Origin of the sequence: Fusibacter sp. A1 (assembly GCF_004125825.1) — a bacterium.
In the GTDB taxonomy this organism is placed as follows: Bacteria; Bacillota; Clostridia; order Peptostreptococcales; family Acidaminobacteraceae; genus QQWI01.
The window spans coordinates 179,325-193,487 of sequence record NZ_QQWI01000001.1 but is presented as its reverse complement, the minus strand read 5'-3'; the positions used below and the strand labels follow the sequence as shown (position 1 = coordinate 193,487).

General features: G+C 44.6%; 13 protein-coding genes. 9 read left to right on the top strand and 4 right to left on the bottom strand.

All coding sequences use genetic code 11. The features are described from left to right. Positions 1–47 precede the first annotated feature (47 nt). The 4 genes from DWB64_RS00825 to DWB64_RS00810 all read left to right on the top strand — a co-directional run bounded on the left by DWB64_RS00825 (position 48) and on the right by DWB64_RS00810 (position 4,625). Positions 48–464, top strand: a complete 417-nt coding sequence (locus DWB64_RS00825) for a MarR family winged helix-turn-helix transcriptional regulator (protein ID WP_129486279.1) — start codon at positions 48–50, stop codon at positions 462–464. Positions 465–544: 80 nt separating this feature from the next. Further along, positions 545–2,905: an endopeptidase La gene (gene lon, locus DWB64_RS00820; protein WP_129486278.1), complete on the top strand. Its 2,361-nt coding sequence runs from the start codon at positions 545–547 to the stop codon at positions 2,903–2,905. A 26-nt stretch (positions 2,906–2,931) separates the two neighbouring features. Next, positions 2,932–3,570, top strand: a complete 639-nt coding sequence (locus tag DWB64_RS00815; RefSeq protein ID WP_129486277.1) for an MtnX-like HAD-IB family phosphatase — start codon at positions 2,932–2,934, stop codon at positions 3,568–3,570. Then, complete coding sequence (locus DWB64_RS00810) at positions 3,570–4,625, top strand: iron-containing alcohol dehydrogenase family protein (RefSeq protein ID WP_129486276.1); 1,056 nt, start codon at positions 3,570–3,572, stop codon at positions 4,623–4,625. Before DWB64_RS00815 ends, DWB64_RS00810 begins: the two co-directional genes overlap by 1 nt. 45 nt (positions 4,626–4,670) lie before the next feature. Here the strand turns inward: DWB64_RS00810 and DWB64_RS00805 are convergent, their stop codons facing one another. Both DWB64_RS00805 and DWB64_RS00800 read right to left on the bottom strand, forming a co-directional pair. Continuing rightward, positions 4,671–5,567: a hypothetical protein gene (locus DWB64_RS00805; RefSeq protein ID WP_129486275.1), complete on the bottom strand. Its 897-nt coding sequence runs from the start codon at positions 5,565–5,567 to the stop codon at positions 4,671–4,673. Further along, the gene (locus DWB64_RS00800) at positions 5,552–5,896 is read right to left on the bottom strand and encodes a PadR family transcriptional regulator (RefSeq protein ID WP_129486274.1); all 345 of its coding nucleotides are present in this window, start codon (positions 5,894–5,896) and stop codon (positions 5,552–5,554) included. The genes DWB64_RS00805 and DWB64_RS00800 overlap by 16 nt, the downstream gene beginning before the upstream one ends. 248 nt (positions 5,897–6,144) lie before the next feature. Here DWB64_RS00800 and DWB64_RS00795 point away from each other — a divergent pair, with 248 nt between their 5' ends. The 5 genes from DWB64_RS00795 (at position 6,145) to DWB64_RS00775 (ending at position 10,676) form a co-directional block, all read left to right on the top strand. Next, positions 6,145–6,933, top strand: a complete 789-nt coding sequence (locus tag DWB64_RS00795) for a transposase (RefSeq protein ID WP_164980147.1) — start codon at positions 6,145–6,147, stop codon at positions 6,931–6,933. A gap of 113 nt (positions 6,934–7,046) precedes the next feature. After that, positions 7,047–9,317 (top strand): DNA topoisomerase, encoded by a 2,271-nt coding sequence (locus tag DWB64_RS00790; RefSeq protein WP_129486272.1) that lies wholly within the window; start codon positions 7,047–7,049, stop codon positions 9,315–9,317. A gap of 128 nt (positions 9,318–9,445) precedes the next feature. Continuing rightward, positions 9,446–9,853, top strand: a complete 408-nt coding sequence (locus tag DWB64_RS00785) for a GNAT family N-acetyltransferase (protein ID WP_129486271.1) — start codon at positions 9,446–9,448, stop codon at positions 9,851–9,853. 12 nt (positions 9,854–9,865) lie between these two features. Then, positions 9,866–10,174 (top strand): hypothetical protein, encoded by a 309-nt coding sequence (locus DWB64_RS00780; protein ID WP_129486270.1) that lies wholly within the window; start codon positions 9,866–9,868, stop codon positions 10,172–10,174. 10 nt (positions 10,175–10,184) lie between these two features. Next, the gene (locus tag DWB64_RS00775) at positions 10,185–10,676 is read left to right on the top strand and encodes a flavodoxin domain-containing protein (RefSeq protein ID WP_129486269.1); all 492 of its coding nucleotides are present in this window, start codon (positions 10,185–10,187) and stop codon (positions 10,674–10,676) included. A gap of 65 nt (positions 10,677–10,741) precedes the next feature. On the opposite strand, the gene DWB64_RS00770 is transcribed toward DWB64_RS00775, so the two are convergent. Both DWB64_RS00770 and DWB64_RS00765 read right to left on the bottom strand, forming a co-directional pair. Then, the gene (locus tag DWB64_RS00770) at positions 10,742–11,818 is read right to left on the bottom strand and encodes a two-component system response regulator (protein ID WP_206736633.1); all 1,077 of its coding nucleotides are present in this window, start codon (positions 11,816–11,818) and stop codon (positions 10,742–10,744) included. Then, a complete protein-coding gene (locus tag DWB64_RS00765; protein ID WP_129486267.1) occupies positions 11,787–14,147 on the bottom strand; it encodes a CHASE4 domain-containing protein in 2,361 nt (786 codons plus the stop codon). Before DWB64_RS00765 ends, DWB64_RS00770 begins: the two co-directional genes overlap by 32 nt. Between the last annotated feature and the right edge of the window lie 16 nt (positions 14,148–14,163).

Here is a 14,163-nt window from a genome sequence, read left to right as displayed (position 1 = left end):
GTGTATCCTATAGTTAGGGAAAACCAAACTAACTAAGGGGTGATTTGATGAAATCCAATGACGAATTGATCCGAGGCATTTCAAATCTATCGAAGTTAAAAGGTCGCTGCTACACAAAGATGCTAGAAGATCTGAAACTTTCAGAAATGAGTCTTAAGCAAATCAATTATTTGAAGGTGTTTCATGAGCACCAGGCGATTACGACGAGTCAACTCGCAGAAATGCTGAACTTGTCCAAGCCGACTGTCACGGAGATGGTTAAAAAATTCATAAAAAACGACTATGTGGTTAAACAAAGTTGTCCTGAGGATGGACGTGTGTTTTACTTGAAGCTTACAGAAAAAGGAAAACACCTTGCCACTCTTGATGAACTAACCGCAAAGTATTTAGCTTCGACCATTGAGAGTCGACTTTCTGAAGAAGACCTTGAAGTACTGATCTCGGTTTTAAAAAAACTAGCTTGAGTTTAAAGAAGTAAAGCAAGGACGCGCTTAACCAGATGGCATTTAGCATAAACTGTCAGATGGACTAATGGAGGTGACATATGAATAAATTGTTGATTCCACTCAGAAATATAGTGCTATTTAGCGGCAAGGAAATGCAGATCACAGCGGATAGTCCCATTGACTTTAAGCTGTTTGAAGCCATAAGGATCGAAGGTGGAAGTGCGATCGCATTTACACTGAAAGACTATCATGAAAAGTTAAGAACAAAAGAAGATGTCTACCTAATCGGTAACCTGGTTGAAGTCCATAACGTCAGCAGTAGGAATAATCTTACTACGGTTCAGTTGTACGTGAAAGAACGTGTCGAGCTGTTGGAACTGATTCCAGAAGAAAATCATTTCAGAGGTATCGCCAAGGAATTACCGGACATCATAGATATCGACGCTAAAAGCGAGTCGGATATACTAAAATATATCAAGGAGACGACCGCTGAAATCGCCGAGCAGATCAAGGGATCCGAACGGTTTCAGGAGGCGCTTGATACCATCGACAATCTGAATGAGATGATCGCGACTTTGATGCCCTTTATGAACCTAAGCATTGAGGAGAAGCAGGACCTCATGGAAATGGTTTCTTTGAGGAAGAGAAGCCTTAGAATGATCGACTTATTGATCGAGAGAAAAGAATACATCAAGTTTCAGGTAGAGCTTCAGTCGAAAATGTCTAAGGACATGAACAAGGCTTATCGCGAGCGTATGCTCAGAGAACAGCTCAAAGCCATTCAGGAGGAGCTGGGAGAGTATGACGAAAGCGGTCTTGGAAAAGACTATGAAAAACTGATCGAGGAAAAGTATTTTCCAGAAGAAGTGAAGAAAATCGCCAGAGAGGAACTTGCAAAGCTTAAGCGCATGGGACCCAACCAGGCGGAATCGAATGTCATCAAAAGCTATCTCGAGCTACTTTTGGACCTTGAATGGGCTAAGGCGAAGGTGAAGCCTATCGCCATCGAAAACGCGAGGAGTATCCTTGATGAGCACCACTATGGCATGCAAAAGATCAAGGACAGGGTAGTACAGCACCTGACCGTCATGAAGCTAAAGAATGAAAAGCAGGGATCTATCCTCTTACTAGTGGGACCTCCGGGAACAGGCAAGACAAGTCTAGCGAAGAGCATCGCTAAAACCCTTGACAGGGCCTATGTCAGGGCAAGTCTTGGCGGAGTCAGGGATGAAGCCGAAATCAGGGGCCATAGAAGGACCTACATCGGGGCCATGCCCGGTAAGATTATTCAGGGAATGAAACGCTCAGGAACGAACAATCCCGTTTTCGTACTCGATGAAGTCGATAAATTAGGGTCGTCGTTTCAGGGTGATCCTTCCAGCGCCTTGCTAGAGGTGCTCGATCCTGAGCAGAACAACACCTTTATGGACCATTACCTTGATGTCCCCTACGACTTAAGCGATGTGTTCTTCATTGCGACCGCCAACGACCTGAGAACGATTCCAGGAGCGCTTGTAGATAGACTTGAAGTGATACAAGTGGATAGCTATACCTCTACAGAAAAGTTTCATATCGCAGTGAAGCATCTGTTTGACCAAGAGCTTGAGGAACATGGATTGACTAGAGATGACCTTCTGATAAGCGATGATACATTTAGGTTGATTATCGATAAATATACAAGAGAAGCAGGCGTAAGAACCCTAAAACGCCAGATTGCGAAAATTATTCGGGTATCGGCAGAAAAAATCGTGACCAATCAGGTGGACAAGCCTTATGTGATCGAGAAAGAGATGTTGAACGAGATTCTAGGTCATGAGATCACCAGATACGATATGGTGGCAGATACCAATAAATCGGGTGTCGTCACAGGACTGGCGTGGACACCTGTCGGTGGAGACGTGCTGTTTATCGAATCGGCCTTCATGCCTGGCAAGGGAGAGCTGATCCTGACAGGACAGCTTGGCGATGTGATGAAAGAGTCTGCGAGAATCTCTTTGAGTCTTGTGAGAGCGAACTTAAGCGACTATGTCATGGATTTCAAATTTGAAACCCATGATCTGCATATTCATATTCCAGCAGGCGCGACACCGAAAGACGGTCCATCGGCGGGTGTCACCCTATTCACGACTATCGCTTCGCTGGTGACAGGCATCGCCGTAGACGCCAAGCTTGCGATGACCGGTGAGATATCCTTAAGGGGAGCTGTGCTTCCAGTCGGAGGAATCAAAGAAAAAGTTATCGCAGCGCATCGTTCAGGCATAAAGCGGGTAATGTTGCCATATGAGAATAAGCAGGATTTAGAAGATGTGCCAGCAGAAGTAAAGGACACGCTCCTGTTCGAGTTCGCGAAGACCATCGATGATGTACTAAGCATCGCCTTGGGTATCGAATCGGGCAGCAAGAATATGAAACCGGACACAATCGATCTGAAGGCTGAACATCAGGAGCTTTCACAGTAGCTCTTGCACAACTTTAGGAGGCATGCATGAAAAAACTATTCGTATCCGATTTTGACGGAACTGCAACTGCGCTTGATTTTTATAAGATAGTGCTCAATAAAATTGGAGATGAAGGATGGACCTATGTCAGGGAACATCGAAAAACCGGTAAGGTGGATTATCATTTTTTAAATAAAATTTTTGGTTGGCATCAGCTGACAGATAGCGAGTATGAATCGCTAATTGGTACCATCGAACTTGATGGACATCTAAGAGCGCTATTGACCTATCTGTCAGACCAGCAAATCGACTTTAAATTTGTCAGTGCGGGCTTTGACAGATACATTCAGGACGTGCTTAAAAAAGAAGGTTATGAACATGTCGATGTCATCACCAACCCTGGATTTTTTGAAGAAGGGATCATGCGGATGGCACCAAATGTGCAAAGTCCCTTCTATTCGGATGTCTTTGGAATCGATAAAGGCGAAGTGATGCGCTCTTTTAAAAAAGAGTATGATAGGATCTACTTCGCAGGTGACACGGAGCCCGATTTGTCAGCCGCCTTAGAGGCCGATGTGATCTTTGCCAAGGGAGAACTGATCGAGCTTGTCAAACAAGCAGGAAAGGACTGCATTGAATTTGAAACTTATGAAGAAGTAGTCGACCATCTGAAAAGAGGTGTTTGATGAGAAGCCAGGCGATAGCCATACCAAGGCTCATAGAAAGCAGGTACGACGCCTTATCCGATTTGCCAAGAAGCCTTAAGGCGCATGGATTCAAACGGATCCTATTCCTTGTGGGTGCGGGAATCGAAGAGCTATTCGAACAGAAGATGCAACCGCTCTTGTCCGATGAAACGCTTGAGGTAGTCGGGCCTATCGTACTTGAAGAACTCGCAGTAGAGAAACTGACACCTATCGCATACGGATTTGATGAAATGGATGTGATCCTAGCGATGGGGGGAGGTAAGGCAATCGATTCAGGCAAGTTTGTCAGCTTTTTACGCGCGGTGCCATTTATCAGCATACCGACGAGTATTTCCAATGACGGATTTGCAAGCTCTGGAGCTTCACTGTATGTGAATGGAAAAAGAAAAAGCGTGAAAGCACTGATGCCTTACGGCGTGATTGCAGACCTATCGATTCTATCCACCGCGCCAGAGCGATTCTATTACAGCGGACTTGGAGATGTGGTCTCAAAGATCACAGCCAACTACGATTGGCAATTTGAAGTAAATCATGGGATCGGCCAGGTGGACCAATATGCCCTCTTGACCGCGAAAAAATCGGTCAACAGCGTTGTACGGCTTCCTTTTTCCTATATCAGGGAGGGACTCTTTATCAAAGAAGTGGTGGACTCGCTGATCATGAGTGGAATCAGCATGGAGGTCGCAGGGCACAGCGCGCCTGCAAGCGGAAGCGAACACCTGATATCCCATGCGATGGACTCTATCGTACCTGGAAAGTATCTGCACGGCGTGCAGGTAGGAATTGCGACTTATATCATGGCACTTGTCCAAGAGCATCGGGTGGAAAGGGTAAGAACGTTTCTAACAGATACCGGATTTTTTGCCCATGCGAAGTCGCTCTCGATTTCAAAAAAAATTGTGAAACGCGCCATACAAGCAGCTCCCAATGTCAAACCCAACCGGTATACGACAATTCATCTAGCAGAAAACCCAAAAAAAGCGATTGAACTTTTAACCACCGATGCGATCTTAAATGACATCTTGGCGGAATAAGCGTAGCCATCAACAAGATCAATGAACACAAACAGCACTTCGCCCTTAAGGTGAAGTGCTGACTTGTTTTTGCGAATAGCATTCAAACAGATGAATAATCGACTCCTGATCAAGCGGAAGACACGGCATGGTGACTCTGCCCTTGTGATTGAATCGGATGAACTCGCATACATATTGTTTTTTGTAATTAGTGTAAAACTTAAGCTCCTTGATAGATGACCATTTAAGATATGGGATGGTCGCACCCTGAATCCATACTCCCCGGTGGTCCATCACAACGATCGGAGATTTCATCATCTTAAAGGTTAAGAAGAAAACCTTATAAAAGATAAGGGGTAGTGCCAGACTTGTCAATCGATCGGCCGCTAAAAGTGTCTCTGTTTCAAATGCAAGCGAAACCGTCGATGCGATCATTAGGACTCCAAAGAACACTCCAAAGACGACTGCTAAACGATTGGTCAATTTTTCTATGTAACTTATGCTGTTCTTTTGAGTTTTTTTTAAGGGGTAGATTCTGACAAAGGGCAGCTCGACCTGCTTGTAGTAACTATAAATGTACTTGAGTGTGCAGGACTGAGAAAGGATATCGATACCCATAGCGACAAATATCATCAGGAAAGATGCCTTTGAGAACAAGGAGGTCTCGTTAATAAAGAGATACGAGTAAAGTAGCAGGATGACGAGTGTCACTACACACCACTGGATCGTCCACTTCAGCTGAGGAAACCATACGTTGTTCAGTTGCTTGCCGATGGATTTGCCGTCCCCCAGTGAAGCCAGGGCTTTACGATTCGCCTCGTATTCACTATCACCGCAATCCAAATAGGCTTCGGCAGTTGTCGCATAGTGGTCAATCAGCTCATCACGTATCGCGTCATGCGCACCTGTATTGATCACCTGCCTGAGCACATCGTCAACAAAGGTAGTTATGCCTTGATCCATTTCATACCTCCAAGAGCGACATCCATTGCTGTCGTGAACTGCTTCCATTCGGATTGTTTTTGGTCGAGTAGCTTAAGTCCCTTCTTTGTGATTTGATAATATTTGCGCTTGCGTCCATTTTCAGGCGTCTCCCAGAACGAATCCAGCATACCGTCCACTTCGAGACCGTGAAGGATCGGGTAGAGCGTACCTTCCTTCCACTCAAAGGTTCCGCTGCTGATGAGTTCCATGTTTTTGATCATCTCGTAACCGTACATTGGTTTGTTTTTAAGTAAATTGAGCACCAGCAGCACTGTGGAGCCCTTAACCAGTTCTTTTGAAAGTTTCATAGTTATACCTCGAATTCATATGCATTGAGTATCTATGTATATACTAGGTCATAAAACACCACCTGTCAAGTCATCAAAAGAGTCCCAGAACGTATCAGCTTCCCTCAGCGACACAATTGTAAAATAATGTGTCCCAGAGCGTATCGACTTCCCTTAGCGACACTATTTCCATATTATGTATGATGCAACTTGCAGACCAATATTGCTTTTCAATAAGATAAAATAGATTAGGTTAGGAGGTGGGTATAGTGGTTTATAGAAAAAGACTGGATCATCCGGGAGCTATTCATCACGTGATCGTTAGAGGCAATAACGGCAATTACATATTTAAGCATGACCGCGAAAAAGAAAAATATCTGACTCTATTCGTATTCTATAAAAAGATACACGAGGTGAGTCTGCTGGCTTATTGTATGATGGACAACCATGCTCATTTTCTAATCGCAACAGGTGAAACACATATCGGCACCTTCATGCATGATGTGCAACTGGCCTATTCGAAATGGTTTCACCATAAAAAAGACACCTTCGGATTGAACTATTCAGGCAGATACAAGAATTGCTACTGTGCAAAGCGTGGCTATTACAGAAATCTTTTAAGGTATATTCATAGGAATCCAATAAAGGCAGGTCTTACAACTGACTATGAATATCCTTGGTCTTCCTTTAATGAGTACCAGGCAGGTAGCGGAATTTGCGACCTTGATTTAGCTTATGAAATGCTTGGTGAGAATCAGCAGGATGCCACTGAGCAGTTTAATGTCATTTTAAGCAAATCGATTGAAGAGGAAATTGAGCAAGCGATTATGAAAGTAAAAAGCATAAGCGTGAGAGACCGTGATTTTATCGACGCCTTTTTCAATGTATTGGAATATGATCAAAAAATGATGCTTGGCATGGGGATCGAAGAATATTTTCTGACGTTGAGAATGCAGTTGCTAGAGGTTTTAAGATGGGAGTTTAACGTTTCGGCGACTGTGATCGCTGAGTATTTTGGAATTTCCAGGAGTTATGTGTATCGAATGACAAGTGGTTAATGTGTTTCATTTGGTGGCGGATACGATTTGAGATTTGTTTGTTGGCTGATTACAGCGTATAATAAGTGGTGTATCAGATTAATCGCCGGTTGTTTAAGAGAAGAAGGTTTTATATGTCTAAGGTAATAATTGCTGAAAAACCATCCGTCGCAAAAAATATCGCTGAAGCTATTGGTGCAAAGAATAGGCGTGACGGGTATTATGAATCCGATAAGGCTTATGTCACATGGGCGTTCGGTCATTTACTCGAGCTTTTTGACGCGAAGGATTACGACGAAAAAATGGCGGGGTGGCGACTGGAGAATTTTCCCTTTGTACCGCACCCGTTTCAATATAAGATCAAAGGGGATTCAAAGAACAGGCATGTCGTGGATGAGGGCGCGAAGAAACAGCTTGATACAATCAGGAGACTGATCGAGGACGATAAGGTGACTGGAGTGATCTCCGCCTGTGACTTCGACCGTGAGGGTCAGATCATAGGGGATATCATATTAGACTATTTGCAAGTGAAAAAGCCTGTGAAGAGGCTGCTTTTAAATGAATGGACGCCTACCGAGGTAAAAGAGGGCTTAACCAAGATGGTGGACAATGAGACCATGAGACCCCTTAAGGATGCCGGTATCAGCAGGCAGTGGGCGGACTGGATGATCGGCATCAATCTGACCTCTGTGGCGACCCTCAAGTATCAGCGGGGATCAGGAAAGGCGCTTAATGTAGGCAGGGTCTTGCTGCCGACCTTAAAGATCATCTATGACAGGGATATTGAAATCGAGAACTTTGTGAAAGAGGAGTTCCATAAACTCATAGCGACAGTAAAGACCGAGAAAGGTGAACTGTTTGAGTCGGTTTTCACCTTTGACAATAAGGACAAGTTTGAAGAGAAGCCCTTTCTTGAAGACTTGAAGAAGGCGATACTCAAGCAGCCCGCCTTCATTGAGGAACTGACTAAGGAGACAAAAAGGGAATACCCGCCGGTGCTGTTCAATCTATCAGGACTTCAGGGTCATGTCACCAGCAAGCAGAAGGGCTGGACATCCGACAAGGTCTTGAAAGTGGCCCAGTCCCTTTATGAGAAGAAACTGATCACCTATCCAAGGACGGCAAGTCTAGCCCTTGAGGAATCGCTGATTGAAAAGGTGAAGAGGGTGCTCTTCGTCCATAAAAAAGGACTGCCCTTTGAAGAGGAGATTGAGTTCCATACTCAAAAGCGCGTGTTCGACAATTCAAAAGTCGAGAGCCATAGCGCGATTACACCGACCTATATTCAGGCAAAGGGATTATCGCCAGACGAGCAGGTTGTCTATGATGCTGTGAGAAACAGATTTTTGATGCAGTTCATGCCCATAGCCGAGCACGAGGAGACCGTGATTACCGTCAAATGCGGGGCTCTTGACGGTGGAGAGTATGAAAGTGGCAGGTTCATAACAAAGGGGCGTGTTCAGCTGATTGAAGGATGGCGTAAAGTCGAAAAGATAAAATCAAAGGAAAAGGTGCTTCCTAAAGTTGAAAAGGATGAGGTCGTTCATGTTGAGAAGGCCAAAATCGAAACAAAAGGAACCAATCCTCCTAAAAAGCACACTGAAAAGACACTGCTGCGGGTCATGGAGACCTGCGGTAAAAAGTTCAAGACGACGCAAAAGCCTAAGGACGCCGAAAACGACAGCGATTCCGACGAGGACGATGATGACATTGAAGGTATCGATGTGAACGAAAAGGAATCTGAAGAGGATCTTGAGAATCTAAAGGCGATCTTAAGCGGTTTCAGCATCGGGACACCCGCGACGAGGGCGGAAACCATTTCTAAACTCATCAGAGTAGGTTATGTCGCGATGAAAGGCAAGTCCCTGTACTGCACGCCTGTCGGAAAGAAAATGGTGGAGCTCTTCCCTGTGAAGTCCCTTTTCGACCTTGAATATACCGGTAGACTCGAAAAGACCTTATCTGACATCGGAAAGGGAGAAATTCCTCGAAGCGACTTTTTAAATGAAATCGAGTCCTTTACCGCAGATGCTGTACACGCGATCAAAAGCGATCAGTTTCATGTGATTCAGGATCTTGGAAACAAGAGAGCAGACGACCGCGAGGTGCTCGGAAAATGCCCAACCTGCGGCTCAGCTATCGTTGAAGGTGAAAAAGGCTATGGCTGTACGAACTACAAGGGCGGCTGCAAGTTCATCATCTGGAAAAACGACAAGTATCTTACGGCGTTAAAGGTCGCTGCGACCAAATCCACCATCATGAAGCTCCTTGAAAAAGGCGAAGTCTGCAGCAATCAGTTCATCAACAAGAAGGGTGAGAAGTTCGCAGCTTGTCTAAGCTACCAAAAGAATGAAGACAATGACTATTTCAGCTGGAGAATGAGATTTCCGGATAGGAACTACTGATGCAGAAAAAGTAAGTGCTGCCGGATACTCGCGGTCAAAAAAAGATATTTCAAGATTTCGTACCTGATTTAAGGGTAGAATCAAGATAGAATGGTCTATACAAAGCATAAGGAAAGGGTGATGAATAGATGAAGATAGAATATGTGATGGTTCCCAAATCATCAATGGACATAGCAGTTCTTTATGACGCACTCGGTTGGTTGGAGCAAATCAACATCACCAGCCATCAACTGAAAATGACCATGGTTCAAAGTTATTATGTGCTTTATGCCTATCATGGGGATCAGCTGATCGGAACCGGTCGAGTGGTATCTGATGGGATCATCAACGCGTATATTTGTGGAGTGGGAGTGCTTGAACCCCACAGGGGACTTGGCATCGGTAAAGAAATAAGCAGGCGCCTTGTCGACCACTGCCGGTCCAACAAACTGCACATACAACTTGTATGTAAAGACAATCTCGTTGATTATTATAAAAAATTGGAGTTTGAGACCATGGGGACGGCTATGAAAATTAGTGCCGACCACTTGAAATAGATGGGGTGTAACATGTACGAAAAGGAACTTAAGCAGTTGCAAGAGGAAAAATGGTTTGTGGTTCATCTGAGTGACCGTGAATGCAATGTTTGCGAAATTGTCGGAATGAAACTGGTTGAAGAACTGGATCAAATCAGTGATGCGACTTATGTGCCATTGTCTACAAACCTTTCACCTGAACTGATCAAAAGGTATGATGTCACTCAGTTTCCTACGGTCTTGTTCATCTATGGGAACAAGATCTATAAAAGATACGAACGGGTTTTCAGCATATCAGACATGATGGCTGAGCTTCGAAGATATATCGACCTAAGCAACTAGGAGGGACTCTATGAGCAAAGTACTGATCGGTTATGTTACAAAAACAGGATCCACAAGGGAAGTGGCACAGAGGATCAATGAGATTTTGACAAATAAGGGCCATACGGTAGAGATTCGGCAACTTGATGAGGTAAAGGACTTTAAGGGTTTTGATAGCATCATCATAGGTGCCCCGATCAACGGTATGAACTGGAGACAAGATGCGTATGAGTTTGTCAATACGCATAAAGCGGAGCTAAGCAATGTCAAAGTAGCGTATTTCGCACTTGGAATCATGGCATACCAAGGAAGAAAGCTGTGGAACAAGACCGTCAATAAGGCGCTTGTCAAACCAAGCAGCATAGTGGAACCTATCGATACGGCCGTGTTCGGTGGTGTGAGTGGAGATGTGATGCCTGCTCCTGTCAGGTTTATCTTCGGCATACCTAAAGATTCGAAGGCGGACCAGCGGGACTGGACAAAAATTGAAGAATGGGCAGATGGACTTTGCTCTAAACTATGAAAAATAGACCAAGCGACTTTGAACTATGTCGTTTGGTCTATTTTTTATTGTAAAGAGCCTACTGTTCAAGTAGTCATATCATAAATCTGTCTGAATTCCTCATGATGTTCCACAAAGATGTCTGTGATGAGAGGGTCGAAGGAGATACCCTTTTCACTTTGAATGATCCGTATGGATTCGTCATGCGTGAATGGATCCTTATAGCATCGTTTGGACCGAAGTGCGTCGTACACATCGACGATGGACATGACCCTGGCCGGCAAAGGAATGGATATTCCTGAAAGATGCCCTGGATACCCTGTGCCGTTCCACTTTTCATGATGGTAGTTGGCGATGGCAAGCCCCATGCTGATAAACTTGTTCTGCGGGTACTTTTCGAGGATGACCTTTAATGTGTCAGCGCCGATGGTGGTGTGTTCTTTCATCCTTTCAAACTCCGAAATAGTCAGTCTTTCAGGCTTTTTAAGGATAGCGTCCTCTATGGCGACTTTTCCTATATCGTGTAAGAGTGAGGCATGTGAAAGATTTTCGATATAGATCGGTGTGATGAGGTTCTTATATTCGGGAAAAACTGAAAGAAGTTGAGCGAGTCGTTTACAGCTGGTTTTGACCCTTTCGATATGGTTACCGATATCGTCATCCCTGGATTCTGCAAGTCTTGCCAAGGCGATAATGGTTGCGTACTGGGATTCTGCGACTTCTGCGACCTTCATTTTTACCATTTCACCAAGATGATGGCTGACATCTCTCAGTTTGGATTCGAGTTCATGGATTTTTAGATGCGTCTTGAGCCGCGCTCTGACTTCTTCTATCTCAAAAGGTTTTGACACATAATCGACACCACCGGCGTTGAAGGCCTTTACCTTATCCATGGTGCTATGCAGCGCACTGATAAAGATGATGGGGATGTCAAATGTGTTGCGATGGCTCTTTAGCGCTTTGCAAACCTCGTATCCATTCATTTGCGGCATGTTGATATCGAGGAAAATCAGATCAGGGCGCTTGTTGATGGCGCTTTTTATCGCAAGCTCGCCATTTGGAAAACTGAATACATGGTATCCTTCTGTCCTGAGGAGTTGCTCGAGTAGTTTCAAATTTGCAGGCGTGTCGTCAATAATCATGATATTGGTCGGTCTGTCCACGTTCAGCCTCCTTTTGTAATAGCAACTGTATGCACTCATAATCATATTGATCGAGAAGTGTTTCAATCTCTTCAGCCACATCCTTGTTGATTCGAATCAACTTGGGAAGCAGGTTTTCAATGGACAATCTGTCTCCATTTTCAAGAGATGCTTTTAAATGCTCGATCATATCTAGAGGGATTAGACGGTCATTTTCAGCGGGCTCTATCTTATCGACAAGCTTTTCGGCTTTTAGGCGCCTAAATGGTTCTGAATCGGGTACATTCAGAGCGATACCCAGTTTTTCTGACACTTTAAGGGGGCAGGTAAATCTAAAGCAGGAACCGACCTCTGATTCACTTCTCAAGATAAATAGGTCGCCGCCTAAAAGACGGGCGTACTCCCTACTGATCGACATGCCAAGGCCTGTACCTGTACCCGAACTTATTCCGCTTTGGGTTTGAGTGAAGCTTTGGAATACCTTGTCTTGCTCTTCTAGAGCTATTCCTATCCCAGTATCTGTAACATCGAAGGTGATCTCATAGAAGATATCACCCGAGCTGACAAGATTCATCATAACGTCGATAGCCCCGTCCGAAGTGAACTTTACAGCGTTGCCGATCAGATTGATCATGATCTGTCTGATTTTGCTTTCATCGCCTACTACGAAATCGGGGAAGTTATCTGAATGGATGAAGGTCAGTCTTATCCGCTTTTGCTTGGCTCTGAGCTGGAACATCTGAATGATTTCTTCGACAAGTGAGATAAGATCAAAATCATTGTCATTGATCTGTGGCTTTCCAGACTCGAGCTTTGAAAGTTCCAGCACATCATTGATGAGTGCGAGCAAGTGGTTGCCGCTTTTATTGATGGTCTTCAAGTTGTTCTTCACAGTACTTGAGATCGACTGATCATTTAACAGCAGTTGAGAATATCCGATGATCGCATTCATGGGGGTTCTGATCTCGTGGCTCATATTTGCCAAAAAGATGCTCTTTGCCATATTTGCGGACTCGGCGTTTTTCTTCGCAGCGACCAGTTCATCGGTGACTCTTTTTAGTGTCGTGATGTCACGCGCGATCTCCATGATGGCGGTCTTGTTCATATACGTGACCTTCTGCGCCATGATGTCCACAGGAAAAGTGGACCCGTCGCTATGATGATGAAGGGTTTCGTAGTTCACATGACCGGATTTTGACAGCAGGACCAACTGCTGCATCGAGGTGATGATCGCTGAGGGAGCGATCGAAAGCATGCTCTTTTCGAGCAGCTGCTCCCTGGTCAGTCCAAGACACTCATAAGCGGTCTTGTTGCACTCCACGATAAGAAAATTCTCGTCGTAGATATAAATCGCATCGTCAGCGTTGTTGAATAAATCACTGTATTTCGTCTCAGAGGCGTTGAGCTCCTTTTCGAGTCTGCGCCTGGTGCGCTCCATGTAGGTCAAATATCCGCTCAACGAGAAGAACACAAGTAAATTTACAGATAAGAAGGATAGTATGACAAGCACTTGGACAAGAACCGCCACTTTTTCACCTTCGTTGTAAATGGTTCGAGGCCAGTGGATGACAAGGCTGAACATGGAGCCGTCGATGGTCTTAAAGGTCATGCGCGCCTCGATAAGGTCTGGGTGAATCGTCTGGTAGCTATAATAAAAATCCGGACCGCTTAGGTATAAAGGATTTTTTTCAGGAAAGTTGGACTCGCCTAAATCAATAGGTACACCGAAGTGTACGGACAATGAGTCGACCATGGTGTGATCGATCAGCCTACCCATCATGATAAGTCCCTTAGTTGGAGTCGTACGGTGTGAGTTGGTGATGATGTTGCCCGCAAGGAGCACAGGTCCATCATCCGTACTCACGACGGTTGTAAAGTTACGTCCGTTCTCAGCCATCTTATCAAAAAACAACTCGATCATCTGTGGACTGATGAACTTGTCGATTGTAAGCGAACCTATCTCTGAGTCATAACCGTCTGCGAAAATGACTTGATGGAAATTGTCGATATAAAAAATATAGTTGAGCGCCTGGCTGTCTTCTAGGTATTCCCAGTAGAGGTTCTCATCGATGTAAGCCTGATTCATGTCATCGATAAACTCATTGGTAGCATCCCATTCGCCCCAATCCAGTGCTAGGTTTGTCAGTTGTTGCTGCTCTTGAGTAAGAATACTTCTCAGTCGTTCGATATCAACAAGCAGCTCCTCCTGTTCCAGTTTTTCAAATTGCCTGGTTACAAAAAAAGAAGGAACCAGCAAGGAGGTAAACACTCCGCCAATGAAGATCATAATCAGCGTAAACACTTGTATTTTACTCAGATGTGAAAAGAGTATGAATGCCTTGTGCTTCATTTTGAATCCCCCCTTG